Genomic DNA, 25,349 nt, shown 5'->3' on the forward strand with positions numbered 1-25,349 from the left:
CTCCTTCAGACAGTCAAAGCGTTGTGTTCAGCTACCGCGCGCTCGACCCAGGCTTGCGCCTGGCCAAGGTAATGCGCGGGGTTCAGAAGATCATCGAGTTCAGCGCCACTGAGTTCGGCGGTGACTTGCGGCTCGTCAGCGAGCACCGCACGCAAATGGCGTTGCTCGGCCACGGCGCGTTTGCAGCATTGTTCGAGCAGATGATGCGCGGTGTCGCGGCCGACGCGTTGGGCGAGGACGATGCTCACCGCTTCGGCCAGCACCAGGCCTTGGGTCAATTCGAGGTTGCGGGCCATGCGCGCCGCGTCGACTTCCAGACCGTCGGCCAGCAAGCGCGCCTGTTGCAGCGAACCGGACGCCAGGCAGCAGATTTCCGGCAGGGTTTCCCATTCGGCGTGCCACAAACCGAGGCTGCGTTCGTGCTCCTGCGGCATCGCGCTGAACAGCGTCGACACCAGCCCCGGCACCCGCGTGGCCGCGCCGATCAGCACCGCCGCGCCGACCGGGTTGCGTTTGTGCGGCATGGTCGACGAACCGCCCTTGCCCGGTGCCGCAGGCTCAAAAACCTCCGCTGCTTCGGTCTGCATCAACAGGCTGATGTCGCGGCCGAATTTGCCGAGGCTCCCGGCGATCAGGCCAAGCACCGCGCCGAATTCGACGATGCGATCACGCTGGGTATGCCACGGTTGCTCGGGCAGGGTCAGTTGCAGCTCTTCGGCCAATGCTTTGGCGATCGGCAACGCCTGTTCACCCAGCGCCGCGAGCGTGCCGGAGGCGCCACCGAATTGCAGCACCAGCAGACGCGGTTTCAGTTGTTGCAGACGCTGACGGCTGCGCGTGACGGCGCCGAGCCATCCAGCGATTTTCATACCGAGGGTCACTGGCGTCGCGTGTTGCAGCCAGGTGCGCCCGGCCAGTGGCGTGGTGGCGAAACGTTGGGCCTGAACGGCGAGCGAGTCGGCCAGTTGTGCCAGTTGGTTTTCGATCAGCGCCAGCGCCTGGCGCACTTGCAGGACCAACCCGGAATCCATCACGTCCTGACTGGTCGCGCCCAGATGCACATAGCGCTCGGCTTCGGCATCGCTCGAAGCGATCTGCTTGCCCAACGCCTTCACCAGCGGAATCGCCGAATTGCCGGCCGTGGCAATCGCCTCGCCCAGCGCTGCGAAGTCATACAGACCGGCGTCGCACGCTGCGGCAATCGGCGCCACAGCGGATGAAGGAATCAGCCCGACCCGCGCCTCGGCCCGGGCCAGCGCCGCTTCAAAATCAAGCATCGCCTGCACCCGGCCCTGATCGCAGAAAACTTCGCGCATATCGTGGGCGGTGAAGTAGGCATCGAACAATTGATTGCCCGGTCGCTGAGTCATAAACAGTCCTTGCCGGCGCGGGCCTCGCAGCCCGCGCACATGGGTTTACAGATCGTGGTGCAGATACTTCGCCTGCTTGGGCAAACGCAGGCTGAACAGGAAGGCCACCGCCATCATCGCCGTAACGTACCAGTAGAAGGCGTTCTCCATGCCCCCAGCCTTGAGGCTCAGGGCCACAAACTCTGCCGAACCACCGAAGATCGCATTCGCCACTGCGTAGGCCAGACCGACACCAAGCGCGCGGACTTCCGGCGGGAACATCTCGGCTTTTACCAGACCGCTGATCGAGGTGTAGAAACTGACGATCGCCAGCGCCAGGGTGATCAGCACGAAGGCGAGGAACGGGCTGCTGATGCTTTTCAGGCTGAGCAGAATCGGCACGGTGAACAGCGTGCCAAGCGCGCCGAACCAGAGCATCGAATTACGCCGGCCGATCTTGTCGGCGAGCATGCCGAACAACGGCTGCATGCACATATACAGGAACAGCGCGCCGGTCATGATGTAGCTGGCGGTCTTGGCGTGCATCCCGGCGGTGTTCACCAGGTATTTCTGCATGTAGGTGGTGAAGGTGTAGAAAATCAGCGAGCCGCCAGCGGTGTAGCCGAGCACGGTGATGAACGCCGCTTTGTGATCGCGGAACAATGCAGTGATGCTGCCGGCGTCTTTGTGTGCGCGGGTTTCCTCGTTGGTGGTTTCCTTCAGCGAACGACGCAGGAACAGCGAAATCAGCGCCGCCACCGCACCGACCACGAACGGAATCCGCCAGCCGTAGGCACGCAGGTCTTCTTCAGTGAGGAACTGTTGCAGCACCACCACCAGCGACACCGCCAGCAATTGCCCGCCAATCAGCGTCACGTACTGGAACGAGGCGAAGAATCCGCGCTGGCCCTTGAGCGCGACTTCGCTCATATAGGTCGCGGTGGTGCCGTACTCGCCGCCCACCGACAGACCTTGCAGCAAACGCGCGAACAGCAACAGCACTGGCGCCCAGACGCCGATGTCCTTGTAGGTCGGCAGGCAGGCAATCAGCAGCGAGCCGAAGCACATCATCAGAATCGAGATGAGCATCGAGTTTTTGCGCCCGTGCTTGTCAGCGACCCGGCCGAAGATCCAGCCACCAATCGGCCGCATCAGGAAGCCGGCAGCGAACACGCCAGCGGTGTTGACCAGTTGCACGGTGGGGTTATCGGAGGGGAAAAACGCCGGGGCGAAATAGATCGCACAGAAGGCATAGACGTAGAAGTCAAACCATTCGACGAGGTTGCCGGAGGAAGCGCCGACAATGGCGAAGATGCGCTTGCTGCGCTCTTCGCCGGTGTAGTGGGAGGTGGTGGTTGTCATTGTTTTTGCACTCGATAGGGACAGTCAAAGTCTAGACACACTTTGCAACAGTCCCGTTCCACATCGGATCATCACCCACGTCTGGATCAGCCATTGTGGCGAGGGGATTTATCCCCGCTCGAGTGCGAAGCACTCGCAAATCAGATACACGCGGTTCATCTGAATACCGCGCCGACTGGCTTTTGGGGCTGCTTCGCAGCCCAGCGGGGATAAATCCCCTCACCACAGGGACTCTGTCCTGCAGAGGATTTGGGGTGTTCTCTCAATAATCGAAAAACACCGTCTCGGCATCGGTGCCCTGCAGAACCACATTCCACTGGTACACACCCGACGCATCGGCCTTGGCCAGCAACGTCTGGCGACGCTCCGCCGGCACACATTCGAGCAACGGGTCAGCCACGTTCGCCGGTTCACCTTCAAAATAAATCCGCGTCAGCAAGTGCTTGACCAGACCACGGGCAAACACCAGCACCACCAGATGCGGCGCCTGGGTCGAGCCTTTCAACCCCGGCACGGTGCCCGGTTTGATCGTGGTGAAACGGAAGCGCCCTTCCGCGTCCACCGGTACCCGGCCAAAGCCTTCGAAATTCGGATCGAGCGGTTTGTCCTGCTGATCTTCCGGGTGGTCGTACTTGCCGGCGGCGTTGGCCTGCCAGACTTCGAGCATGGCGTCGTTGACGACGTCGCCATTGCCATCCACCACCTGGCCGGTGATCGCCACGCGCTCGCCGAGGGTCAGCTCGTTGGCCAGGGTTTCGCGGTTCAGCCAGGTCAGGCCGATGTGGTAATACGGCCCGACGGTGTGGGACGTGGTCGCATAGAGCGTCATCTTATTTCTCCATCGGCGTGGCTTCACGGCCGCGCAGCACGATGTCCCAGCGGTAACCGAGGGCGTAGGACGGAATGGTTTTTTCCAGATCGAAAGCAGCGATCAGGCGTTCCTTGGCCGAGGTGTCCGGCACGCAGTTGTAGATCGGGTCATACGCCAGCAGCGGGTCGCCGGGGAAGTACATCTGCGTGACCAGTCGCGTAAGAATGCTCGGCCCGAACAGGGAAAAGTGGATGTGCGCCGGGCGCCAGGCGTTGTGGTGGTTGCCCCACGGATAGGCGCCGGGCTTGATGGTCTGGAACTGGTACCAGCCATCGGCATCGGTGACGGTGCGGCCGGTCCCGGTGAAGTTCGGGTCCAGCGGCGCGTCGTGCAGGTCGCGGGCATGGTTGTAGCGGCCGGCGGCATTGGCCTGCCAGATCTCCACCAGAATCCCCGGCACCGGCAGGCCGTCTTCGTCGAGCACACGGCCGTGAATGATGATGCGCTCGCCCAGCGGCTCGCCGTCGTGCTGCGCGGTCAGGTCATTGTCCTTCTCGGCAACGTGTTCGGCGCCGATGGTCGGCCCGGTGATTTCCGACAGCGAGTGCGGCAGGTACACCAAAGGCTTGGACGGCGAGCGCAGGTTGGTGGATTGATACGTCGGGTGCAGGTAATCAGGCTGAGTGCCTGCCTGTGGGCGACGGTAACCAGGCTTGTCAGTCATTTCGCTTTCCTCAGTTCTTGTAAGTGCCGCAGTGCGTCAGACACGTTCGATGGCCAGGGCCAGACCCTGGCCAACACCGACGCACATGGTCGCCAGACCTTTCTTGCCGCCAGTCTTTTCCAGATGATGCAGGGCGGTCAGCACCAGCCGCGCACCGCTCATTCCCAACGGGTGACCGAGGGCAATCGCGCCGCCATTCGGGTTGACCTGCGGCGCATCGTCGGCCAGACCCAACTCGCGCAATACCGCGAGGCCCTGGCTGGCAAACGCTTCGTTGAGCTCGATCACGTCGAAATCGCTGACCGCCACGCCGAGGCGCTCGGTCAGTTTGCGCACCGCTGGCACCGGGCCGATGCCCATCACCCGAGGTGCGACACCGGCGCTGGCCATGCCGAGCACTTTTGCGCGGGCGGTCAGGCCGTGTTTTTTCACCGCTTCGGCCGAAGCCAGAATCAGCGCAGCAGCACCATCGTTGACCCCGGAGGCATTGCCGGCGGTGACGGTTTTGTCCGCGCCATTGACTGGCTTCAGTTTGGCCAGCGCTTCAATCGTAGTGTCGGCGCGCGGATGTTCGTCCTGGCTGACCACGGTTTCGCCCTTCTTGTGGGCAATCCGTACTTCAACAATTTCTTCGGCGAAGTAACCGGCGGCCTGCGCGGCGGCGGTACGTTGCTGACTGCGCAAGGCAAAGGCGTCCTGATCTTCGCGCGAAACCTTGTAGTCGTCGGCGACGTTGTCAGCGGTTTGCGGCATGGCATCGACGCCGTACTGCGCCTTCATCAGCGGGTTGATGAAACGCCAGCCGATGGTGGTGTCTTCCAGTTTCATGTTGCGCGAGAACGCCGCGTCGGCCTTGCCCATCACGAACGGCGCGCGGGACATCGACTCGACGCCGCCGGCAATCGCCAGCTCCATTTCGCCGCTGGCGATCGCACGGAATGCAGTACCGATCGCGTCCATGCCCGAAGCGCAGAGGCGATTGAGCGTAACGCCGGGCACGCTGTCCGGCAGCCCCGCCAGCAGCAGCGCCATGCGCGCAACGTTGCGGTTGTCCTCGCCGGCCTGGTTGGCGCAGCCGAGAAACACCTCATCGACGGCGTTCCAGTCCACCGATGGATTGCGTTCCATCAGGGCCTTGATCGGCACGGCGGCCAGGTCGTCGGCGCGCACGGCGGACAATGCGCCACCGAAGCGGCCGATAGGGGTGCGAATCGCGTCGCAGATATACACGTCACGCATCATGCTTCTCCCGGTGCCTGACCGTGGGCGGCAGCGGTGCGCGCTTCAAGATCACGCAGCGCCGTCAGCTCGACTTCGGTCGGCTCAGCGGTGGTTTCAACGGAGTCGGCAAAACGAATCGCCCAACCGGTGGCGGCGACCACTTGCTCGCGGGTCACGCCCGGATGCAGCGCAGTGACCACAAATTCGTGGGTACCCTCCTCCGGTTCCATGATGCACAGGTCGGTGATGATACCCACCGGCCCGGCGCCCGGCAGGCCCAAACGTTTACGCGAATCGCCACCTTCGCCGTGACCGACCGAGGTGATGAAGTCGAGCTTGTCGACAAACGAACGCGCCGACTGTTTGAGGATGATCAACACGCTTTTCGCCGAACCGGCAATCTCCGGCGCGCCACCGGCACCCGGCAGACGCACTTTCGGCGCGTGGTAGTCGCCGACCACGGTGGTGTTGATGTTGCCGAAACGATCGACCTGCGCGGCGCCGAGGAAACCGACGTCGATGCGCCCGCCCTGCAGCCAGTAGCGAAAAATCTCACCGGTCGGCACCACGGTGTCGGCGGTCTCGGCCAGCTCACCGTCACCGATGGACAAAGGCAGTACGCTCGGCTTGGCGCCAATCGGGCCGGATTCGTAGATCAGCACCACGTCCGGCGATGAAGTCAGGCGCGCGAGGTTGGCGGCTTTCGATGGCAGGCCGATGCCGACGAAGCATACCGAACCGTTCTTCAGGCGCCGGGCCGCCGCGACGGTCATCATTTCATTGGTGGTGTAAGTCATTACTTGGCCTCCGAAGCAGCGGCCAATTTGGCCTGGAATTCGCTGAAGTCAGCGCAGCCATGGATGTATTCGTTGATCCACGCGGTAAACGTCTCACGGTCGCGAGCGATCGGGTCCCACGCCTGATAGAAACGATTGTCACGCTCGGTGTAACCGTGGGCGTAGGACGGATGCGCGCCACCCGGCACATGGCAGACCGCACTCAAGGCCCAGGTCGGCAGTACGCAAGCGTTCATCGGTGCGTTGAGGTCGTCGACGATTTCTTCCACGGTGACGATGCAACGCTTGGCGGCCAGCGCGGCTTCTTTCTGCACACCGAGAATGCCCCAGAGCAACACGTTGCCTTTGCGGTCGGCTTTCTGCGCGTGAATCACGGTGACGTCCGGCCGTACCGATGGCACTGCCGCCAGCACTTCGCCGGTGAACGGACAGGTCACGGTTTTGATCAGCGGATTGACCTTCGGCAGGTCGGAGCCGGCGTAGGCACGCAGCACCGCGAACGGCAGGCCGGACGCGCCGGCGACGTAGGCGTTGGCGAGGTCGGCGTGGCTGTGTTCTTCAATTTCCAGCGCGTGCGGCCACTGCTTTTCGACCGCGTCACGCAAACGGTGCAGCGAACCAACACCCGGGTTGCCGCCCCAGGAGAAAATCAGTTTGCGCGCGCAACCGGCGCCGATCAGTTGGTCGTAGATCAGGTCAGGCGTCATCCGCACCAGCGTCAGATCTTTCTTGCCTTGACGAATGATTTCATGACCCGCTGCCGTAGGGATCAGGTGAGTGAAGCCTTCGAGGGCGACGGTATCGCCGTCGTTGACGAATTGCTTCACCGCGTCGTGCAGCGAAAGGATCTCAGCCATGGAGCGGGCTCCTGTTCTTGTAAGGAATCGCCAGTGATAAAAAGGCGCGAGGTTCAGCGCCGGAGTCACTGAAGATTAAGCTCGGGAAATTCGCCAAACAATCCGATAATCGACTGAGTGTTCGTTTATCGAACAGATTGTTGTTCAGCTAACAATCAGATCAAAAGCTTCGCGAGCAGGCTCGCTCCCACCTTGGAATGCATTCCAGAATGTGGGAGCGAGCCTGCTCGCGAAGGGGCCAGCCTGTTCAATAACGATCTGCGCCCGACTCAGGTCGCATCCGCATGACTGACCATGCCCTTGATCAGCACCGCCGCCGTCGCCAACCCCGCCGGAATCACCAGTGCGGTCAGCACTTGCTCGAAATTCCAGCCCAGGCCGAGCAAGGTTGCGCCCATCCACGCGCCAAGAATCGCGCCGAAGCGGCCGATGCCGAGCATCCACGACACACCGGTCGCGCGGCCTTGAGTCGGGTAGAAGCGTGCTGCCAATGACGGCATCGCCGATTGCGCGCCGTTGACGCACATGCCCGCCACCAGTACCAGCGTCGCCAGCAAGGTGATGTTGCCCAGGCTTTGCCCCACGGCGTAGGCAAACACCCCGGCCAGCAGGTAGAAAATGCCGATGACCTTGTGCGGATTGAAGCGGTCCATCGCCCAGCCCACCCCGACCGCGCTCAACACGCCGCCAAACTGGAACAACGCACCGATGAACGCGGCCTGTTCCATGCTCGCGCCGCTGTCGCGCATTAGCGTCGGCAGCCAACTGGTCAGCAGGTAGACGATCACCAAGCCCATGAAATAGGTCAGCCACAACAGCAGCGTGCCGGTGCTGTAAGTGCCGGAGAAGATCACCGCAAAGACATTGCGCGCCTTGACGGTCTTCTGTTCCGGCACGCTGAAGCTCGCAGCCTGGGCAACGGTAACCGGGTCGATCGGCGCGAGGGTCTTGCGTACTTTGTCGGTGCCACGGTTGCGCACCACCAGGTAGCGCGCCGATTCCGGCAGCCAGAACACCAATACCACGGCGAGGATCAGCGGCAGGATGCCACCGATCATCAGCAGCGCGTGCCAGCCGAAGGCCGGGATCAGTTTTGCCGAGATGAAACCGCCGCCGGCCATGCCGAGGTTGAAGCCGCAGAACATGCTGGTCACCAGCAGCGACTTCTTGCGCTCGGGTGTGTATTCCGAAAGCAGCGTCGTCGCGTTGGGCATGCCCGCGCCGAGACCGAGGCCGGTGAGGAAGCGCAACACCAGCAGTTGCTCGACGTTGGTGCTGTAGGCCGAGGCCAGGCTGAAGCCGCCGAACAGAATCACCGCGCCGACGAGTACGACTTTGCGCCCGAAGCGGTCAGCCAGAGGGCCGGAGCCGAGTGCACCGAAGACCATGCCGATCAGCGCGGCACTCATCACCGGGCCGAGGCTCGCGCGGTCGATGCCCCAGTCTTGCGACAGCGCCGGGGCGATGAAACCCATGGCGGCGGTGTCGAGGCCGTCGAGAAATACGATCAGGAAACACAGGATCACCACTCGCCACTGATAGCGCGAGATCGGTTGGGCGTTGATGAAGGTCTGCACATCGAGGCAGTTACCCACAGCGGACTGAGGCTGGTTCATTATTTTTATTCCACGCAAAAAACGCAGTCGAACGGCGGCCGGCCAAAGGAAGGCACGGTCACAAGAATAGAAGGTTGTAATCAGGCGTTGCGGTGAACCCGGCAACAACGGGTGGGATACAGACAGTCGGGGAGCGAGCGCATGGTGAGTTGCCTCTTGTCATTATTATGGGGTCGACAGTCCGGCGAGCTCATTCACGTCAGCGCCGGATGACGCTGCCGCGACATTAATGATCCGAGGGTTTTAGCGTCAATTCGATAAACGCAACACTGTGCGTTTATCGAACAGCTTCCTCAGGCGAACAACTGCGCACTGAGGTCGCGACTGGCGCTGAGCAGGCCGGGCAAGAAGCGCTGCTCCAGTTCCGCGCGGCTGACTCGCCCGGCGTGGGTGCTGACATTCAGCGCGGCGACCACTTGCCCGGAGGCGTCGTACACCGGCACAGCGATCGAGCGCAGGCCCTGTTCCAGTTCCTGATCGACAATGCACCAGCCCTGCTGCCGCACCTGCTGCAAACATTCGAGCAAAGCGTCGGAGGTATGGATGGTGCGGCTGGTCTTGGCCACCAGTTCGGCGTGGTCGAGGTATTCGCCCAGGGAAGTGTCATCCAGTGCCGCTAGCAGAATCCGCCCCATCGACGTGCAATACGCCGGCAACCGCCCGCCGACGGAAAGGTCGACCGAGATCAATCGCTGAGTGGTCGCCGAACGCGCGATATAGAGAATGTCATCGCCCTCCAGCGTCGCCATGTTGCAGGCCTCGTGCAGTTGCTCGCTCATGCGGTCCAGATACGGTTGGGCAGAGACGGCCAGCGGTGTCGAGGACAGATAGGCGTGGCCGAGGGTCAGCACTTTCGGCAGCAGCGAATAGGTGCGGCCGTCGGTGGTGGCGTAGCCGAGCTTGATCAGCGTGTGCAGGCAACGGCGCACGGCGGCGCGAGGGATTTCCGTGCGGTGGCTGATCTGCGCGATGGTCAGGTGGCGTTTGCGTTCCTGAAACGCCTGCACCACCGCCAGACCACGGGCCAGGGACGTCATGAAATCCGGATCACCGGTCAGCGCCTGAATGCGCTTGGCCGGCGAGGCGACGATGGGCGGCGCCACCGACGTAAAGGAGTTGCGCATTTGATCGTTCATTTCTTGTCCTTGTCCGGCACGCATCGATGCCTAGTCAAACGGCTCACCGCGCGATGCACAAGCACCGGGGCGCCAACATTGGGCGATTATCGAACCGCAGACCGATAATCGCAATCCAGTGCCCCGCCCTCCTCTTCATCTTCGAGGCAGCATTAGCGATTCTGCTCGCAACTTAGTTGTTCCAGTTAATGGCGCCAAAAACAGAACGCCGGTTCTATAACGCTGTCTTTACACTTAACTAGCGGCAAAAGTTGCCAGCAACAAAACCATCACACATTCAGAACCGTTTTTAACTTGGCAAAGATAGTCATTCCCGAATCGGCCGCTATAATGCACCCTAGTCGCGCCGCTTTAATCAAAAGCCCGCGACTTGCTGAAACGAGGTCCTTCGTCTCAGCTCCGGCCAGCGCCCGGCGCCCATCACACATGCAACGCCAGCGCTCGCTGAAACAGGAAACTGATGCTGCGTCAGTTTTTATCTGGTGCCGTAGCCGCCTGTAACACGGAAGTCTTGATCGCCTCTGCAATGTCTCCGCGCCTGATCGGGCTGTGGATGACTGGTGGGGGCGCGCAATTGACTCGTTGCAGTGTGTTTCACCGGATATTCAATTCAACTCATACAGGTAGCACCGTGACAAAAGACGAACTGCGCGCGGAACTAGAGCGCCAGGAACAACGTTACAAGGAAGTTTACGGCGGGGAAGTCACCACCTACGCCGCTCAGCCGGAACCGGAACGCAAGGCATGGCGCAAGCGCCCTACTGTCCAGGATCAGGTGTTCAAGCAGGAAATCGAAAAGATCGAAAAGGAACTCAAAGCCGAAGAGCCATGAGCCACGGCGGTTGAGCATTCGAAAGTCGACGTCCGCCTGAGCCACAGCGCGGTGGAAGACGACACCTCGCGCGCCCGTTAACCGCGGGCAGCGGCTGCATCGCTGTTTTGCGTCTTATGAACGAGCGTCCCACAGGTTTCAGAGATATTTCAGACAAGCGTTTGAGCCTTTGCGATGTCTGAAAAAACGGCTCGAAAATATAGTTTATTCAATAAAATCAATTAGTTGAAAAACCCTGCGTGCTGCTTGGTTTTCACGCCCTGCAACAAATTAAATCGAAGAAGGGTGTGACCAGTGAGCAGACGGGGCATCGATTTCCTGTCTTTTCTGGCATAATCGCGCCCCCTTACGACCGGGTCAGAAAACCTTCATGATCGATTTATTCAGCGGACTGGATGCTTGGGTGCTTGTGAGCCTCTTGCTCGCCCTGACGTTTGTCCTCGCCTTCGAGTTCATCAATGGATTTCATGACACCGCTAACGCGGTAGCCACTGTTATCTACACCAAAGCCATGCCGCCACACCTGGCGGTGTTCTTTTCCGGTGTGTTCAATTTCCTCGGCGTGCTGCTGGGCGGCGTGGGTGTGGCGTATGCCATCGTCCACCTGCTGCCGGTTGAACTGCTGATCAATGTGAACACCGGCCATGGCCTGGCGATGGTGTTCTCGTTGCTCGCCGCGGCAATCGCCTGGAATTTGGGCACCTGGTACTTCGGTATCCCGGCTTCCAGCTCGCACACTCTGATCGGCTCGATCCTCGGTGTCGGCCTGGCCAACGCGCTGATCAACGACATTCCGTTGAGAGATGGCGTGAACTGGCAGAAAGCGATCGACATCGGCGCCTCGCTGGTGTTCTCGCCAATGGCCGGCTTCCTCATCGCCGCGCTGGTGCTGATCGGCCTGAAATGGTGGCGCCCGCTGTCGAAGATGCACAAGACGCCGGAACAGCGTCGCAAGATCGACGACAAAAAGCACCCACCGTTCTGGAACCGTCTGGTCCTGGTGATCTCGGCCATGGCCGTGAGCTTCGTGCACGGTTCCAACGACGGCCAGAAAGGCATCGGCCTGATCATGCTGGTGCTGATCGGTATCGTCCCGGCGCAGTTCGTACTCGACCTGAACAGCACCACCTACCAGATCGAACGCACCCGCGACGCGACCCTGCACCTGAGCCAGTTCTACCAGCGCAACGCCGATTCGCTGGGTGAATTCCTGGCCTTGGGCAAGAGCGTGGAAGGCGACCTGCCGGAGAAATTCCGCTGCAACCCGCAGCAGACCGAACCGACCATCACCGCCCTGCTGCACACCCTTAAAGGTGTAGCGGACTATCATTCGCTGTCGTCGGACAGCCGCATCGAAGTGCGTCGCTACCTGCTCTGCCTGGACGACACGGCGAAGAAAGTCGGCAAGCTGCCTGGCCTGGAAGCCCGTGAAAAGGCTGACCTCGACAAGCTGCGCAAAGACCTGACCACCACCACTGAATACGCGCCGTTCTGGGTGATTCTGGCGGTCGCCCTGGCACTGGGCCTGGGCACCATGGTCGGCTGGAAGCGCGTAGTGCTGACCATTGGCGAGAAGATCGGCAAGCAGGGCATGACCTATTCCCAGGGCATGTCGGCGCAGATCACCACCGCCAGTTTGATCGGCATGGCCAACATCTTCAGCCTGCCAGTGTCGACCACTCATGTGTTGTCTTCGGGTGTGGCCGGGACCATGGTTGCCAATAAAAGCGGCCTGCAGGGTGGCACGGTCAAGACTATTCTGCTGGCCTGGGTACTGACCTTGCCAGCGACCGTGGCGCTGTCGGCCGGGTTGTTCTGGTTGGCTTCGAAGGCTTTGGGTAGTTGATCTTTAGCTGCTTTTGAAGGAGGCGCGATTCTTTGGAATCGCGCCTTTTTTGTTTTTTGGATTGGGGGCATATCCGTTGCTGCGGGTGCTGCCGCTGGCGGTTTCGCTCTTACAGCGACTCACTTTTTCAAACGCCAAAAAGTAAGCATAAGGCTTTGCCCCGGCGTACGGCCCGCTCGCTGGGGCTCGGGGTACCTTCGTTACGGGACCGATCCGGGCGCAGCGGCTCCGGTTGGCTTCGCTGCACCTACACTCGCTGTGTACGACTGCGTCGTACGGTCGCTGCGCTCCCACCCCCGGATCGATCCCGTAACGAAGCCTGCCGAAGGGGCAAAAGATCAAAAGCCGAAGCAAAGCAAAAGCCAGATCAAGAGCCAGATCAAAAGATCGCAGCCTTCGGCGGCTCCTACAGTTGGATCGCGTGCTACAAGACCAGGTCGGCTGTCGGGCCGCCTTCGCGAGCAGGCTCGCTCCCACAAAAGCAAAAGCAAAGCAGCGCAGCTGCCCGCGGCGAAGCCGCACCACTCAACAATGAGCGCAAGCTCGAGTACCGCTTTTGATCTTGATCCACCGGCGACGTCGGAAGGCTGAGCGGAGGGATTGATCCGGGCGTGGGAGCGCAGCGACCGTCTGGCGCAGCCAGACACAGCGGAAGGAGGTGCAGCGAAGCAAACCGGAGCCGCTGCGCCCGGATCAGTCCCGGAGCGAAGGAACCCGAGCCTGCGAGGGCCGAACGTAGGAGCAAGCCTTTTGGGTTACCTTTTTGGCGTTTGAAAAAGGTGACTCGCCGTAAGGGCGAAACCGCCAGCCGCCACACCCGAAGCAACGGATATTCACCCAAAACCCCAACAGTCTGGTCGGCCCAAAGGCCGCCAAGGCCGCCAACGCACAAAAAAAGGGGCAACCGAAGTCGCCCCAAAATGCCTTGCGTGCCCATCAATCCAGAAGAACTCACTTGCGCCGCTTATGCGCATCCTTCCAGATAAAAAATCCAAACCCTGCAAAAAACAGCACCATGAGCCCCACCGTGAGAACCCCGGCAAACACCACGTTATCGAAAAACATGACTGACCTCCCGGCCCTGCTTTGCTGCGATGGATTCAAATTAACAAACACACAGGCGCACATATTGACCAGGATCAATATCCGCAACGAAGGGAAATAAAGGAGGGGAAATAACTGATCTGCATCAACCAATGCAGCGGGAGATCAACGCTTTTTCGGCTTGTTCTTCGACTTTTTCTTGGCTTTTCCCAACGGCATCGCCTGCTCGAAAGCCTGGCGCACTTCGTTCAGGCGCTTCTCGTTGAGGTCATGCACACGCTTGGCGCGTTCAGTGCTGAGGTCGATCAGTTTGTCGTCTTGGCTCATGGCGTCGGGCACATCGCAGAAGAGATCACAGCTGCCGTCACCGACAGGATTACGCCAATCATGACGCTTGGCGCTGGCGCTGACCAGTCACTGCTCAAATCTCGATATCGACCCACAAGCCCTGACGCGGCTGATCATCTATCAACGGCACCACCGGCACGGTGTTGTCGGCGTTCAACTCGGTACCCGGCACGGCCAGATGCTCTTCAGGATCTTCATCCGCCTCGCGGCGTCGGCGGTCACGTTCCTGTTGACGACGCTGTTCTTCGCGCGCCAGCAGACGATCCTCTTCCGGATCACGCTTCTGCAGATCGATCGTGCTTTCGTTGGAGCTTTCCTGCACCGGCACCACCGGCGGGATGTCCGGCCGCTGGCGGATCGGATCCTGCTGGGAAGTGATCGGCACGGCGCTCAAGGGGAGCATCGGTGGCAACATATAAAGGTCTCCTGTCTGCAGGCTATCGGCTGGGGTGCAGGCGCCTTGAGCCGCCTGTCGCAAACTTGTGACCCGGTAGACACTGACTGGTGCCCTGCCGCTTGAAAAAAGCGACACATGACGCCTCGGCTTCAGCTCGCAGCTAGAAGCTAAAAGCTTGCCGCTGCTCCTATTCCTTTGGCCCTCAGGGTCGCATTCCGTTAAGATAGCCCGCTTTTTCAAGGTGGGAGTCAGGCAGCATGGCGCAGCAGTATCAACCGGGGCAACGCTGGATCAGTGACAGCGAAGCAGAGCTTGGTTTAGGCACCGTTCTGGCACAGGACGGCCGCTTGTTGACCGTGCTTTACCCGGCCACTGGCGAAACCCGCCAGTACGCGCTACGGAATGCGCCCCTGACCCGCGTGCGGTTCTCGCCGGGCGACTCCATCACCCATTTCGAAGGCTGGAAGATGACCGTGCAGCAGGTCGACGACGTCGACGGGCTGATGGTCTATCACGGCCTCAACGGGCAGAACGAAGTCGTCACCCTGCCGGAAACCCAGCTGTCGAACTTCATTCAGTTCCGCCTCGCCAGCGACCGTCTGTTCGCCGGGCAGATCGACCCGCTGTCGTGGTTCTCCCTGCGCTACAACACCCTTGAACACACCAGCCGTCAGTTGCAGTCCTCGCTGTGGGGTCTGGGCGGCGTGCGTGCGCAACCGATCGCGCACCAGTTGCACATCGCCCGCGAAGTCGCCGACCGCATCGCCCCGCGCGTACTGCTGGCGGACGAAGTAGGTCTGGGTAAAACCATCGAAGCCGGTCTGGTCATCCATCGCCAACTGCTTTCGGGCCGCGCCAACCGCGTGCTGATCCTGGTCCCGGAAAACCTCCAGCATCAGTGGCTGGTGGAGATGCGCCGCCGCTTCAATCTGCAGGTCGCGCTGTTCGACGAAGAACGCTTTATCGAAAGCGATGCCACCAACCCGTTCGAAGACACGCAACTGGCGCTGGTCGCGCTGGAGTGGCTGGTCGACGACGAGAAGGCGCAGGACGCCTTGTTCGCTGCCGGTTGGGACCTGATGGTGGTGGACGAAGCGCACCATCTGGTGTGGCACGAAGACAAGGCCAGCGCGGAATACTCGCTGGTCGAGCAACTGGCCGAAGTGATTCCCGGCGTGCTGCTGCTCACCGCCACCCCGGAACAACTCGGTCAGGACAGCCACTTCGCCCGTCTGCGCCTGCTCGACCCGAACCGTTTCCACGACCTGGCCGCGTTCCGCGCCGAGAGCGACAACTATCGCCCGGTCGCCGAAGCGGTGCAGGAACTGCTCGACAAGGGCCGTCTCTCCGCCGAAGCGCACAAGACCATTCACGGTTTCCTCGGCAACGAAGGCGAAGCCCTGCTCACCGCCGTCAACGATGGCGATACTGAAGCCAGCGCCCGCCTCGTGCGTGAGCTGCTCGATCGCCACGGCACCGGCCGCGTGCTGTTCCGTAATACCCGCGCCGCAGTGCAGGGTTTCCCGGAGCGCAAACTGCACCCGTACCCGTTGCCGTGCCCGGACGAATACCTCGAACTGCCGCTGGGCGAACACGCCGAGCTGTACCCGGAAGTCAGCTTCCAGGCGCAGCCGGACGCCAGCGAAGAAGAGCGCTGGTGGAAATTCGATCCGCGCGTCGAGTGGCTGATCGATCAGCTGAAAATGCTCAAGCGCACCAAGGTGCTGGTGATCTGCGCCCACGCCGAAACCGCGATGGACCTGGAAGACGCGTTGCGCGTGCGTTCCGGCATCCCGGCCACGGTGTTCCACGAAGGCATGAACATCCTTGAGCGTGACCGCGCCGCCGCCTACTTCGCTGATGAAGAGTTCGGCGCGCAAGTGCTGATCTGCTCGGAAATCGGCAGTGAGGGTCGCAACTTCCAGTTCGCTCACCATCTGGTGCTGTTCGATCTGCCGTCGCACCCGGACCTGCTCGAGCAGCGCATCGGCCGTCTCGACCGGATCGGCCAGAAGCACATCATCGAACTGCACGTGCCGTACCTGGAAACCAGCCCGCAAGAGCGCCTGTTCCAGTGGTACCACGAGGCGCTCAACGCCTTCCTCAACACCTGCCCGACCGGCAACGCCTTGCAGCATCAGTTCGGCCCACGCCTGCTGCCGCTGCTCGAAGAAGCCGATGACGGCGAGTGGCAAGCGCTGATCGACGAAGCACGCGCCGAGCGTGAACGTCTCGAAGCCGAGCTGCACACCGGCCGCGACCGTCTGCTGGAACTCAACTCCGGTGGCGCTGGCGAAGGTGAAGCGCTGGTCGAGGCGATTCTCGAGCAGGACGATCAGTTCGCCCTGCCGATCTACATGGAAACCCTGTTCGACGCCTTCGGCATCGACAGCGAAGACCACTCGGAAAACGCCCTGATCCTCAAGCCGAGCGAGAAGATGCTCGACGCCAGTTTCCCGCTCGGCGACGACGAAGGCGTGACCATCACTTACGACCGCAACCAGGCGCTGTCGCGCGAAGACATGCAGTTCATCACCTGGGAACACCCAATGGTGCAGGGCGGCATGGATCTGGTGCTGTCCGGTTCGATGGGCAACACCGCCGTCGCGCTGATCAAGAACAAGGCGCTGAAGCCGGGCACCGTGTTGCTCGAATTGCTGTACGTCAGCGAAGTGGTCGCACCGCGCTCGCTGCAACTGGGTCGCTACCTGCCACCGGCGGCGCTGCGTTGCCTGCTCGATGCCAATGGCAATGACCTGTCGCCACGGGTGTCGTTCGAAACCCTCAACGATCAGCTGGAAAGCGTGCCGCGTGCCAGCGCCAACAAGTTCATCCAGGCCCAGCGCGATCAGCTGACGCCTCGGATCAATGCCGGCGAAGAAAAGATCGCCCCGCGTCACGCCGAGCGTGTGGCCGAAGCGCGCCGTCGTCTGGCCGCCGACACCGACGAAGAACTGGCGCGCCTGACCGCGTTGCAAGCGGTCAACCCGACCGTGCGCGACAGCGAACTGGAGGCGTTGCGCACTCAGCGTGAGCAGGGTCTGGCGATGCTCGACAAAGCGGCGCTGCGCCTGGAAGCGATTCGGGTGCTGGTAGCGGGTTAACCGCCCCGCTCCACCGCTGAAAACCAAGAGGCCCGCAGTGATGCGGGCCGATCGTTCCCACGCTCTGCGTGGGAATGCAGCCCGGGACGCTCCGCGTCCCTACCAAAGCTGGAACGCAGAGCGTCCCTTGAGGCATTCCCACGCAGAGCGTGGGAACGATCATGTGGGAGCGAGCCTGCTCGCGAAAACGGTCAGGCAGTCGCCGGAGAAATTTCAGGCTCAACCACCGCCACCAAACCCTCCTTCATCCGCTGCGCATCCCGCACAAAGCACCGCGATGCCAGAAACAGAAAGACCATGGTCAGGAACAGCGCCACCGGGATCAGGTACATCGCGTCATGCAGGCCGACAGCCTTGAACGCTTCGGTCATCTGCTCAGCCCCCGCCGCCAGCATTGCCGTATGCGCGAAGTGATCCGACAGCCCACCCACGACCACTGGCCCCAACCCGCCGCCGAGCAGATACAGACCGGCAAAGAACAATGCCATCGCCGTCGCCCGCAGGCGCGGTTCGACGACGTCCTGAATCGCCGTGTACACGCAGGTATAGAAGTTGTAAGCGAACAGCCAGCCGACGCTGAACACCGCGACGAACACGCCGATCTCAATGCGCCCGGCATGCAGCGCCCAGGCTGTGCACAACGTTGAAATGATCAGACTGAACGCGGCAAACAGCAGCCGCCCACTGGCGAAGCGCTGGTGAATCTTGTCGGCGATCCAGCCGCCAAGGGTCAGCCCGACCAATCCGGTGACGCCGACGATCACGCCCGTGGCCACCGCCGCCTCCTGCAACGGCATGAGGAAATAGCGTTGCAGCATCGGCACCAGAAACGAGTTGCAGGCATAGGTCGCGAAGTTGAAGCACAGCCCGGCCATCACCAGCCACAGGAAGGTCGGCACAGCGAGAACGCGGCGGATAGGCCTGTCGACTTTCTCTTGCGAGACCTGCACGGTTTCAGCCGCGCCGCGTTTCGGCTCTTTGATGAAGAACATGAACACCGCGAGGATCAGCCCCGGCACGGCGGCGATGAAGAACGGCGCGCGCCAGCTGTCGAAGGCCTTGACCATCGCGCCGATGGTGAAGAACGCCAGCAGCAGCCCCAGCGGCAGGCCAAGCATGAAAATACCCATCGCCCGCGCCCGACGGTGCGCCGGAAACAGATCGCCGATCAGCGAGTTGGCCGCTGGTGCATAACTGGCTTCGCCGATGCCGATGCCCATGCGCACGATCAAAAAGCTCCAGAAACTGCCGACCATACCGTTGACCGCAGTCAGCGCACTCCAGGTGGCAAGGCCCCAGCCCATCAGCTTGCTGCGTGAACCGGTGTCGGCCATGCGCCCGAGTGGCAGGCCGGCAATGGCGTAAACGATGGTGAACGCAGTGCCGATGATGCCCAGCTGAAAGTCGCTGAGGTGCCACTCCATGCGGATCGGTTCGATGATGATCGCCGGGATGGTGCGATCGAAGAAATTGAACAGGTTGGCGAGGAACAGCAGGAACAGAATGCGCCAGGCATTCGCCGCTTGGGTCGAGTTCTGCATGGGTCCGTCTCTTTATTGTTATGAGGGCTTCACTGCCAGCGCGTCGAGCCCGGAACCTGCAATCTAGTCAGCCGCGCGGGGGCTGTCTGTCATCATTCGTCAACCTGATATCGACCCATCGCACTGTAACGAAACGTAAGCCCTTGATAACTCTGGAATCCCCCGCCATACGGGGCTTTCGCGGCAAAATCCGGCGACAAAAAAATAGTTTCGCGCCCCCCTTCCCAACGCCATGGCAAAGTCTAGAATGGCCGCCGGATCCGTCCGGATCTTCCGATCAATCCCTTTGATACCCCCGCCCATGTCCGAAGCCAGTCCGTGTCTGAATTGCGGTGCCTGCTGTTCCCATTTTCGCGTGTCTTTTTTCTGGGGTGAGTGCTCATCCTCTGGCGGGACGGTGCCCGATGAACTGGTCGCGCAGATCACCCCGAGCCGGGTGGCAATGATCGGCACCGATCGCAAACCGGCGCGTTGCATGTCCCTGGCGGGTGAGGTCGGCAGCGCTGTGGCCTGCACGATCTATGACAAGCGCTCGAGTACGTGTCGTGAGTTCGAGGCGTCGTGGGAGAACGGCGAACACAACCCGGACTGCGACAAGGCCCGCGCTGCCCACGGCCTGCCGCCCTTGCCGCCGCACTGGAACGACCTGCCCTTGGAGCGCATTGCCTGAGCCTTAGCGCGAATCGCTATGAGGCTAATGGCAAAATCATTACCACCAATGTGCCACTACGGCTTGCAGCCGGAAAACCGCCTCTATACTGCTTTCATTCGCCTGCGTTGATTGACGCAAGGGCCAGATCAATCCGAGACGGGGCATGCTATGGAGTGGCTTGGTTTGCAGTTTGTTGCCGAGCTGCCGGCGGGCGGGCAGATTCTCCTCGATTGCAGCCACAACCCTTTGTTGGTGATGGTGGCCTATCTGGTCGCCTGCGCGGCGAGCTTCGCCACCCTGGACATGGCAGAGCGCCTGGTGCATGCCGAAGATCCGGGGTCGCGGCGAATCTGGCGCTGGATCGGCGCGACCTGCCTGGCCGGCGGCATCTGGGCCATGCACTTCATCGGCATGCTGGCCTTCCAGACCCCCATCGATATTCAGTACGACCTCGGCATTACCCTCTTGTCGTTGCTGATCGCCCTGCTCGCCTCGTGGCTGGCCATGCACACCCTCAGTGAGGTGCAGCCGAGCGCGTTGCATTGCCTCAAGACCGCATGTGTCATCGGTTTGGGCATCGCGGGCATGCATTACGTCGGCATGGCAGCGATGAAGTCGAGCGCCACCGCCTACTATCAGCCAGGGCTGTTCGCGCTGTCGGTGCTGATTGCCATCGGCGCCAGTTTCACTGCGCTGTGGGTAGCCCGCTATTTGAGCGAAGGCAGCGGCGTCGCGCATCAATTGCTCAAGTACAGCGCGGCGCTGATTCTCGGTGCCGGCATCATCAGCATGCACTTCACCGGCATGGCTGCGCTAGATCTGGTGCTTCCCGAAGGTGCCCTGGCAGCGAGCGGCGGTGAAACCGGGCATTTGCAACTGGGCCTGACCGTGGCGCTGATCATCCTGTTGATACTCGGCAGTGCGATCAGCGCCGCCCTCGCCGACAAGAAACTGCAGAACAAGGAAAACGACCTGCGCCGGGTCAACGCCTTGCTCAGTCAACTCGATCAGGCGCGCATGTCCCTGCAGCAAGCGGCCAATTACGACGCGCTGACCAACCTGATCAACCGCCGTGGTTTCAACCAGATGTTCGCCGAAAAACTCAGCCAGAAAACCAGCGAGGGCGGCATGCTCGCGGTGATGTTTCTCGACATCGACCATTTCAAGCGCATCAACGACAGCCTCGGCCATGATGCCGGTGACGCGCTGCTCAAAGTCATCGCCCAACACATCAAGAGCTCGGTGCGCAGCCATGAAGACGTGGTCGCGCGTTTTGGCGGCGACGAATTCTGCATTCTCATCAGCCTGCGCGACCGCGAAGAGGCGCGCGGCATGGCCCAGCGCATCATGCACAAGATGAAAGAGCCGGTCGAACTGGCCGGCCGGCGCATGGTGATGACCACCAGCATCGGCATCAGCCTGTTCCCAGAAGACGGCACCACTTGCGAAGAGCTGCTCAAGCACGCCGACCTGGCCTTGTACCAATCCAAGGGCGCCGGGCGCAACGGTCTGCACTTCTTCAATTCCAGCCTGAAGACCCGCGCCAGTTTCGAGCTGCAACTGGAAGAGGAACTGCGCAGTGCGCTACGGCAAGACCACGCGCTGATGCTCTACTACCAGCCGATCTTCGAAGTGAAAACCGGTCGCGTGACCAAGCTCGAAGCGCTGATTCGCTGGCAGCATCCGGTTCACGGTTTGCTCACACCGGATCGCTTCATCGGTATCGCCGAGAACAACGGTTTGATCGCCGAACTGGACAATTGGGTGCTGCGCCGCGCCTGCAAGGATCTTGGCGAGCTGTCGCGGCATGGTTGTGCCGAATTGAAAATCGCCTGGAACTGCTCGCCGCTGAATCTGGCGCGCGAAGAGCTGGCCGAGGAGATCGAACACGCCTTGCACACGGCGGGCGTTGCCCCGGAACGCCTGGAACTGGAGGTCACCGAAAACGCCTTGATGGGCAACATTGCCAACACTCTGGTGCTGTTGCGGCAGATCCGCGCCCTCGGTGTGTCGCTGTCGATCGATGATTTCGGCACCGGCTATTCGTCGCTGGCCTACCTCAAGCGCCTGCCGCTGAACACCCTGAAGATCGACCGCTCGTTCATCCTCGACATCCCCACCGCCACGGCGGACATGGAGATCGTCCAGGCGATCATCGTCATGGCTCACACCCTGCATCTGCAGGTGGTCACCGAGGGCGTCGAGAGCCTGGAGCAATACGAGTTTCTCGAGCGTTCGGGCTGCGACTTCATTCAGGGTTATCTGCTCAGCCGCCCGGTGCCGCTGGACGAATTACGCGCGGTGCTCGATGAAATCAACCAGCGCAAACCCGTGCTCGGGGTCAATCCGTTGAGTCTGGCGCGCGATACATTTGCACCAGCGTCGCTGGATCCTTCGCTAAAAAGCCTTGCGCCCCATGCAGGCGCATCAATTGTGCGGCCAATCCGCTGATTGGCGTTGCCGAGCCCTGCTCGCGGGAAAATTTCACCGCTGTGTCGAGATCCTTGAGCAGCGTGCGCACGTGCCACTTGATCGGCTCGAAACGGCTCTCGGCCATTTGCGGAGCAAGGATCTGCAAGGGCTTGGAATCGGCAAAGCCACCGGCCAGCGCCTCGGCGATCAGACTGGCATCGACCCCCGCCTGCTCGGCCAATGCCACCACTTCGGCAATCACCAGCGCATTACACGCGACGATCATCTGGTTGCAGGCCTTGGTCACCTGGCCGGCGCCAACGCCTCCCATGTGCGTGACGCGCTGACCGAGGCTGAGCAGCACCGGGCGCACGCGCTCAAGATCTGCCGCTGCACCACCGACCATGATTGCCAGGCTGCCTGCTTCGGCGCCGACCACACCGCCGGACACCGGTGAGTCAAGCCAGCCCATGCCGTTTTTCTCAGCCAGCGCTGCGGCCATCTCGCGAGTCGCGGTCGGTTCAAGACTGGAGAAATCCACCAATAGCTGGCCGTTTTTTGCCCCTTCGGCGATACCGCCAGTGCCAAACACCACTTCACGCACCACGGCGGTATCGGCCAGGCACAGCATGACGATGTCGGCGTGCGCGCACAGTTCGGCGGGGCTCGATACCTGGCGGGCGCCGGCCGCAACCAGCGGTGCGCACTTGTCCGGGTTGCGGTTCCACACCGTCAACGGGTAACCCGCCGCCAGCAGACGCCGGCACATGGGCAGGCCCATCAGGCCGATTCCGGCAAACCCCAACGAAGGTAGCGTTGACATCATTTCGCCTCTTTTCGATTAAAGATCACCGAATCATGGCCGATTCATCAACGATCAGGAAAGGATTCCGCCCGGCGATCAGACCAGCCAGCACTACGACGCCCGGGCCGTATTCGCGCACACAAGACGCGAGATCTTATTCCGTGAGGTTCGCCGGCACTGTTCGGCGGGCCAACCCAGTCCAGGTAAATGGCGCACCATGACCTCTAAAAACAACCCCGCCAGTGCAACAGCCGATCTGACCCTGAGCCCCGCCGCGAACAGCGCGTCATTATCCAGACCGACGCCGCCCTCGCGTCCGCTATCGACCCAGCAATACCTGTACTTCACCGAAACCAACACCGACCGCATCCTCGATAACCTCGACGGCCTGCGCGATTCGGTATTCCCGCGCCCGGCGCATCAGGAAGGCGACAACGAGCAGCACAACGACCAGGAATTTCCCTCGGTGTGCCTGATCGGCCTCGGTCGCTGCGGCTCCAACATCGCCCTCGACGTGGCGGAGCTGGTGTACAACGCGCGCAAGTTCTACCTCAACGAATTCAACAACGAAGACCGCCCGAGCGACCGGCGTCTGGCCGACAAGGGCTACAGCCCGGCGCAGTGGATCAAGAACAACCTGCGCATCGGTACCAGCAAATCGACCAAACCTGTGTTTCTGGTCGAACCGCTGGTGATGCTTGGCGACCTCGACAAGGACATTGCCGGGCGCATCCGTTTCTCGCGCAAGGGCGAGAAAAGCGGCTTCCTGCGCGACTACAGCAAAATGAAGATCATGGACTTGTCCGAAGTCCACGCCGGTGGCGCCGGTAACGCGCCGATCCTCGGCCAGTACCTGGCGAAGATCATCCTCAACAAGGACACCCAGCGCTTCTCCAGCCCTGACTGGAAAATGATCCACTCGTACCTGATCGACAGCTGCGGGATCAAGGCCAACCAGTCGCGCCTGTATTTCTCGATCTTCAGTGCCGGCGGCGGTACCGGTTCCGGCATGGCCTCGGAATTCGGTCTGGCGCAGCAGCACTCGTACATGAACAAGACCTTCGACACCAAGCCGATGGACGAGCATGACGGCAAGAGCGGTCATTCGTTTGTCTTCGAGCCGATCTTTACCAGCGGCATCTGCGTGCTGCCGAACATTTCCGACCACCGCAGCGAAATGTCCGAAGCGCTGCACATCAACGCCGGGCGCTTGCTGTGCAAATACCTGTCGGAGGAGTGGGATTTCTCCTACAACTTCGCCAACGAAGACAGCAGCGAAGCCAGCGTCATGGGGCGTATCCGCCCATGGAACGCGATGATGCTGATCTCCAACGACATCATGCGTTACGCCGAAGAGAGCGATGACGGCAATATCCAGAACATTGATGTCAATGCCATGGAGAAGCACGCCAACCAGTACATCTCGCAGCAGATCTTCAACATTCTGACGGCGCAGGCAGTCACCACTGACTACGACCAGAACTACTTCCGCCGCGCCGGCATCGACATCGGCGAAACCATCCGCCTGGACGCCAACGACCTGTTCATGAGTCTGGCCGGGCCGGTGGCGATTGCCTACGCCGAATCGGTGGTGCCGGAAACCCCGCCGCCGAGCAGCGACAAGTTCAAGGTCTTCGATAAAGAGCCGCAGCGCCTGAACATCGACGACCTGTTCTTCCGTTCGATCGACCTGCCGCACTTCAACAAGGTCACTCAGGCCATCGAAGGCATCAGCCTGCTGCCGATCGAATCCAAGCGTTATCGCGCTTCGCTGGAGCAGTACAAGAACTCCGGTTACGACGCGGCAGCGCTGCACGACCTGCACTTCTTCAAGAACTGCTCGTCGGTGGTCTCGATCGTCTCGCTGCCGAAAGACTACAAGCTGTCGTACATGGACCTGAACCGGTTGAAGACCCACCTCAACAGCCTGTTCCCCAACACCACCCTCAAGCGCTATGCGCTGGTAATCGGCGCTTCGGCCAACCTGTCGCTGACCACCCTGATCGCCAAGAGCCCATGCCTGTCGGATGATTTCCTGACCTTGATCGTGGCGTTCATCAAGCGCTGCTTCGCGAAGAATCCGTACCGTTTCGACGAGACGCTGGATAACTCGATTCTCGACTTCATCATTCAGGAAGACTTCGACGAGGAGCGGATCGACGACCTGCTCAACGAATTCGAAAACCCGGCGAAGATCCTCGATACCAACTGGTACGCGATCAAACCGATGTACGAGAAGAAATACCGCGAGCTGATCAACGACAAGGACAAGTTCGTCTCGATCAATGACATTCGCCTGTCGCGTGATTGCGTGAAGAAGTCGATCAAGTACCTGCGCGAGATCTACCGCCACCGGATTGGCAAGACCAAGGTGATTTCGCTGAATAACCATACCGGGAAGACGTTCTCGGTCTGATCCAGAAACGAGTTGACGCCATTCGCGAGCAGGCTCGCTCCCACAGGGAAATGCATTCCAGTGTGGGAGCGAGCCTGCT

Annotated in this window: 20 protein-coding genes; 6 read left to right on the forward strand and 14 right to left on the reverse strand. The window is 61.1% G+C overall.

The window, feature by feature from the left end:
- Positions 1-5 precede the first annotated feature (5 nt).
- The 9 genes from KVG87_RS21525 to pcaR form a co-directional block, all read right to left on the reverse strand.
- Positions 6-1,370 (reverse strand): 3-carboxy-cis,cis-muconate cycloisomerase, encoded by a 1,365-nt coding sequence (locus tag KVG87_RS21525; protein ID WP_217852488.1) that lies wholly within the window; start codon positions 1,368-1,370, stop codon positions 6-8.
- 45 nt (positions 1,371-1,415) lie between these two features.
- Entirely contained in the window at positions 1,416-2,711 is a 1,296-nt protein-coding gene (locus KVG87_RS21530; RefSeq protein ID WP_122612593.1) for an MFS family transporter, read from the reverse strand.
- 262 nt (positions 2,712-2,973) lie between these two features.
- Complete coding sequence (gene pcaG / locus KVG87_RS21535) at positions 2,974-3,540, reverse strand: protocatechuate 3,4-dioxygenase subunit alpha (protein ID WP_076566302.1); 567 nt, start codon at positions 3,538-3,540, stop codon at positions 2,974-2,976.
- Between the two features lies 1 nt (position 3,541).
- Positions 3,542-4,246, reverse strand: coding sequence for a protocatechuate 3,4-dioxygenase subunit beta (pcaH, locus tag KVG87_RS21540; protein ID WP_016771339.1), 705 nt, complete (start codon positions 4,244-4,246; stop codon positions 3,542-3,544).
- A gap of 36 nt (positions 4,247-4,282) precedes the next feature.
- Entirely contained in the window at positions 4,283-5,488 is a 1,206-nt protein-coding gene (gene pcaF / locus KVG87_RS21545; RefSeq protein ID WP_177433330.1) for a 3-oxoadipyl-CoA thiolase, read from the reverse strand.
- On the reverse strand, positions 5,485-6,264 hold the full coding sequence (locus KVG87_RS21550; protein ID WP_016771341.1) for a CoA-transferase subunit beta: 780 nt from the start codon (positions 6,262-6,264) through the stop codon (positions 5,485-5,487). Before KVG87_RS21550 ends, pcaF begins: the two co-directional genes overlap by 4 nt.
- Positions 6,264-7,121 carry a CoA transferase subunit A gene (locus KVG87_RS21555; protein ID WP_024011937.1) on the reverse strand — a complete coding sequence of 286 codons (858 nt, stop codon included), beginning with the start codon at positions 7,119-7,121 and terminating at the stop codon, positions 6,264-6,266. Before KVG87_RS21555 ends, KVG87_RS21550 begins: the two co-directional genes overlap by 1 nt.
- Positions 7,122-7,390: 269 nt before the next feature.
- Positions 7,391-8,737, reverse strand: coding sequence for a 4-hydroxybenzoate transporter PcaK (gene pcaK / locus KVG87_RS21560; protein WP_073475852.1), 1,347 nt, complete (start codon positions 8,735-8,737; stop codon positions 7,391-7,393).
- A gap of 293 nt (positions 8,738-9,030) precedes the next feature.
- On the reverse strand, positions 9,031-9,873 hold the full coding sequence (pcaR, locus tag KVG87_RS21565) for a pca regulon transcriptional regulator PcaR (protein WP_041478920.1): 843 nt from the start codon (positions 9,871-9,873) through the stop codon (positions 9,031-9,033).
- A 631-nt stretch (positions 9,874-10,504) separates the two neighbouring features.
- On the opposite strand from pcaR, the gene KVG87_RS21570 reads away from it, so the two are divergent.
- Both KVG87_RS21570 and KVG87_RS21575 read left to right on the forward strand, forming a co-directional pair.
- Complete coding sequence (locus KVG87_RS21570; protein ID WP_008080067.1) at positions 10,505-10,705, forward strand: hypothetical protein; 201 nt, start codon at positions 10,505-10,507, stop codon at positions 10,703-10,705.
- A 370-nt stretch (positions 10,706-11,075) separates the two neighbouring features.
- A complete protein-coding gene (locus KVG87_RS21575; protein WP_016771345.1) occupies positions 11,076-12,551 on the forward strand; it encodes an inorganic phosphate transporter in 1,476 nt (491 codons plus the stop codon).
- A gap of 951 nt (positions 12,552-13,502) precedes the next feature.
- Here KVG87_RS21575 and ccoM read toward each other — a convergent pair.
- From ccoM to KVG87_RS21585, 3 genes are all read right to left on the reverse strand, one after another.
- Entirely contained in the window at positions 13,503-13,616 is a 114-nt protein-coding gene (ccoM, locus tag KVG87_RS26055) for a cytochrome c oxidase subunit CcoM (protein WP_016771346.1), read from the reverse strand.
- Positions 13,617-13,760: 144 nt separating this feature from the next.
- Entirely contained in the window at positions 13,761-13,922 is a 162-nt protein-coding gene (locus KVG87_RS21580) for a hypothetical protein (protein ID WP_016771347.1), read from the reverse strand.
- Positions 13,923-14,016: 94 nt separating this feature from the next.
- On the reverse strand, positions 14,017-14,358 hold the full coding sequence (locus KVG87_RS21585; RefSeq protein WP_024011931.1) for a hypothetical protein: 342 nt from the start codon (positions 14,356-14,358) through the stop codon (positions 14,017-14,019).
- Between the two features lie 239 nt (positions 14,359-14,597).
- On the opposite strand from KVG87_RS21585, the gene rapA reads away from it, so the two are divergent.
- A complete protein-coding gene (gene rapA, locus KVG87_RS21590) occupies positions 14,598-17,444 on the forward strand; it encodes an RNA polymerase-associated protein RapA (RefSeq protein WP_217852490.1) in 2,847 nt (948 codons plus the stop codon).
- A 191-nt stretch (positions 17,445-17,635) separates the two neighbouring features.
- Here rapA and KVG87_RS21595 read toward each other — a convergent pair whose 3' ends face one another.
- Positions 17,636-18,985 (reverse strand): spinster family MFS transporter, encoded by a 1,350-nt coding sequence (locus KVG87_RS21595; protein ID WP_217852492.1) that lies wholly within the window; start codon positions 18,983-18,985, stop codon positions 17,636-17,638.
- Positions 18,986-19,286: 301 nt separating this feature from the next.
- Here KVG87_RS21595 and KVG87_RS21600 point away from each other — a divergent pair, with 301 nt between their 5' ends.
- Positions 19,287-19,655, forward strand: a complete 369-nt coding sequence (locus KVG87_RS21600) for a YkgJ family cysteine cluster protein (RefSeq protein WP_024011928.1) — start codon at positions 19,287-19,289, stop codon at positions 19,653-19,655.
- Between the two features lie 150 nt (positions 19,656-19,805).
- Entirely contained in the window at positions 19,806-22,088 is a 2,283-nt protein-coding gene (locus tag KVG87_RS21605; RefSeq protein ID WP_217852494.1) for a putative bifunctional diguanylate cyclase/phosphodiesterase, read from the forward strand.
- On the opposite strand, the gene KVG87_RS21610 is transcribed toward KVG87_RS21605, so the two are convergent.
- Entirely contained in the window at positions 21,979-22,875 is an 897-nt protein-coding gene (locus tag KVG87_RS21610) for an NAD(P)-dependent oxidoreductase (RefSeq protein WP_217852497.1), read from the reverse strand. The two genes, KVG87_RS21605 and KVG87_RS21610, sit on opposite strands and share 110 nt — an antisense overlap.
- A gap of 196 nt (positions 22,876-23,071) precedes the next feature.
- On the opposite strand from KVG87_RS21610, the gene KVG87_RS21615 reads away from it, so the two are divergent.
- Entirely contained in the window at positions 23,072-25,270 is a 2,199-nt protein-coding gene (locus KVG87_RS21615) for a hypothetical protein (protein ID WP_041478027.1), read from the forward strand.
- The last annotated feature ends 79 nt before the right edge of the window (positions 25,271-25,349 follow it).

The sequence above is a fragment of the Pseudomonas siliginis genome (assembly GCF_019145195.1).
GTDB classification, from domain to species: Bacteria; Pseudomonadota; Gammaproteobacteria; order Pseudomonadales; family Pseudomonadaceae; genus Aquipseudomonas; species Aquipseudomonas siliginis.

What these genes read in the sequence shown, in the direction of transcription:
- KVG87_RS21600 (WP_024011928.1), top strand. Translation starts at nt 19,287, where the DNA reads ATGTCCGAAGCCAGTCCGTGTCTGAATTGCGGTGCCTGCTGTTCCCAT.
- pcaR (WP_041478920.1), bottom strand. Translation starts at nt 9,873, where the DNA reads ATGAACGATCAAATGCGCAACTCCTTTACGTCGGTGGCGCCGCCCATC.
- KVG87_RS21580 (WP_016771347.1), bottom strand. Translation starts at nt 13,922, where the DNA reads ATGAGCCAAGACGACAAACTGATCGACCTCAGCACTGAACGCGCCAAG.
- KVG87_RS21555 (WP_024011937.1), bottom strand. Translation starts at nt 7,121, where the DNA reads ATGGCTGAGATCCTTTCGCTGCACGACGCGGTGAAGCAATTCGTCAAC.
- rapA (WP_217852490.1), top strand. Translation starts at nt 14,598, where the DNA reads ATGGCGCAGCAGTATCAACCGGGGCAACGCTGGATCAGTGACAGCGAA.
- KVG87_RS21550 (WP_016771341.1), bottom strand. Translation starts at nt 6,264, where the DNA reads ATGACTTACACCACCAATGAAATGATGACCGTCGCGGCGGCCCGGCGC.
- pcaG (WP_076566302.1), bottom strand. Translation starts at nt 3,540, where the DNA reads ATGACGCTCTATGCGACCACGTCCCACACCGTCGGGCCGTATTACCAC.
- KVG87_RS21530 (WP_122612593.1), bottom strand. Translation starts at nt 2,711, where the DNA reads ATGACAACCACCACCTCCCACTACACCGGCGAAGAGCGCAGCAAGCGC.
- ccoM (WP_016771346.1), bottom strand. Translation starts at nt 13,616, where the DNA reads ATGTTTTTCGATAACGTGGTGTTTGCCGGGGTTCTCACGGTGGGGCTC.
- pcaF (WP_177433330.1), bottom strand. Translation starts at nt 5,488, where the DNA reads ATGATGCGTGACGTGTATATCTGCGACGCGATTCGCACCCCTATCGGC.
- pcaH (WP_016771339.1), bottom strand. Translation starts at nt 4,246, where the DNA reads ATGACTGACAAGCCTGGTTACCGTCGCCCACAGGCAGGCACTCAGCCT.
- KVG87_RS21575 (WP_016771345.1), top strand. Translation starts at nt 11,076, where the DNA reads ATGATCGATTTATTCAGCGGACTGGATGCTTGGGTGCTTGTGAGCCTC.
- KVG87_RS21595 (WP_217852492.1), bottom strand. Translation starts at nt 18,985, where the DNA reads ATGCAGAACTCGACCCAAGCGGCGAATGCCTGGCGCATTCTGTTCCTG.
- pcaK (WP_073475852.1), bottom strand. Translation starts at nt 8,737, where the DNA reads ATGAACCAGCCTCAGTCCGCTGTGGGTAACTGCCTCGATGTGCAGACC.
- KVG87_RS21585 (WP_024011931.1), bottom strand. Translation starts at nt 14,358, where the DNA reads ATGTTGCCACCGATGCTCCCCTTGAGCGCCGTGCCGATCACTTCCCAG.
- KVG87_RS21610 (WP_217852497.1), bottom strand. Translation starts at nt 22,875, where the DNA reads ATGATGTCAACGCTACCTTCGTTGGGGTTTGCCGGAATCGGCCTGATG.
- KVG87_RS21615 (WP_041478027.1), top strand. Translation starts at nt 23,072, where the DNA reads ATGACCTCTAAAAACAACCCCGCCAGTGCAACAGCCGATCTGACCCTG.
- KVG87_RS21605 (WP_217852494.1), top strand. Translation starts at nt 19,806, where the DNA reads ATGGAGTGGCTTGGTTTGCAGTTTGTTGCCGAGCTGCCGGCGGGCGGG.
- KVG87_RS21525 (WP_217852488.1), bottom strand. Translation starts at nt 1,370, where the DNA reads ATGACTCAGCGACCGGGCAATCAATTGTTCGATGCCTACTTCACCGCC.